This is a genomic window from Anoxybacillus sp. MB8 (assembly GCF_011006755.1).
GTDB classification, from domain to species: Bacteria; Bacillota; Bacilli; order Bacillales; family Anoxybacillaceae; genus Anoxybacillus; species Anoxybacillus gonensis.
In genome coordinates this window covers 1-1,062 of the sequence record NZ_RXXX01000099.1, presented here as the reverse complement: position 1 = coordinate 1,062, position 1,062 = coordinate 1, and the positions used below count along the sequence as shown (strand labels likewise).

At 41.4% G+C, this 1,062-nt stretch carries 1 protein-coding gene; it reads right to left on the bottom strand.

Annotated features, from left to right (window positions below):
- Positions 1-461: 461 nt before the first annotated feature.
- The coding region (istB, locus tag EKC99_RS15280; RefSeq protein ID WP_163152484.1) for an IS21-like element IS5376 family helper ATPase IstB at positions 462-1,062 on the bottom strand (601 nt) is incomplete at its 5' end.

Below are 1,062 nucleotides of genomic sequence, written 5' to 3'. Positions count from 1 at the left end.
TTCAGTAATAATCCCCCCCTTGATATTCCCCATCCCTTCACCCCGCGTTCCTACGCTACCTATATTTTTCTATTCATAATAAAGTCGTGCTATAAAGACAGGAAAAAGGATTAAGAGAGAAGGGTTTTTCCTTTCCCCTCATCCCTTTATCCACACGTTTTTCACAACTTTATTTTGATTTTGGCAAGAGTCTATTTTTTATCTACAACTCCTTCTGTTCATTCTCATTTGTCTAATCATTTTGGTTAGAACATCTTGTTTGAGTAGATTTCTTAATAGAAATCCTTATTTATCAAAGGAGGCTATATTATAGACTTAAGAGATTGAAATATTCGCTGATAGAACATGGTTAGAACATGATTTAACTATTTTTATACATTAAAAAACACCTTGCCTTTTCCTGTGTCAAGGCCGATTATTTTTTCCCCAAAATCGCCGGTTTAAAATTCCCCAGAAGGACCTCATTGATCCTTCTGTTTTTCTTGTTGGAGCCTTTTTTCCCGCAATCGATAGCTTTCCCCCTTTAGGTTGAAAATGATGGAATGATGCAGTAATCGATCTAACATCGCTGTCGCCAAAACCGAGTCTCCCACGATTTCTCCCCATTCCCCAAAGCTTTTGTTGGAGGTGAGGATAATCGGGGCATGTTCGTACCGACGGGCGATGACCTGAAATAAGTAATGAGCGCTGTTCGGGTCCAGTTTTAGATACCCCATTTCATCAATAATGAGAACGGTTGGCTTCACAAAGACACGAAGCTTTTTCTCCAACTTTCCTTCCTGGTCGGCTCTTCTTAACTGAGTGACCAAATCATGGGCGGTAATAAAATACGTTTTATACCCTCTTGCGATCGCCTCCATTCCAATCGAAATAGCCAGATGCGTCTTTCCAATCCCCGGTGGACCGAGAAAGAGGATATTCTCCTTTCGATCAATAAACGATAAGGTAAGCAGTTCTCGAATCCGGCGCTCATCCACCGAAGGCTGCGCGGTAAAATCAAACGTATCGATCGTCTTGCGATATGGCAGTTTGGACAGCTTGATGAGCGTTTGGATCGATCGT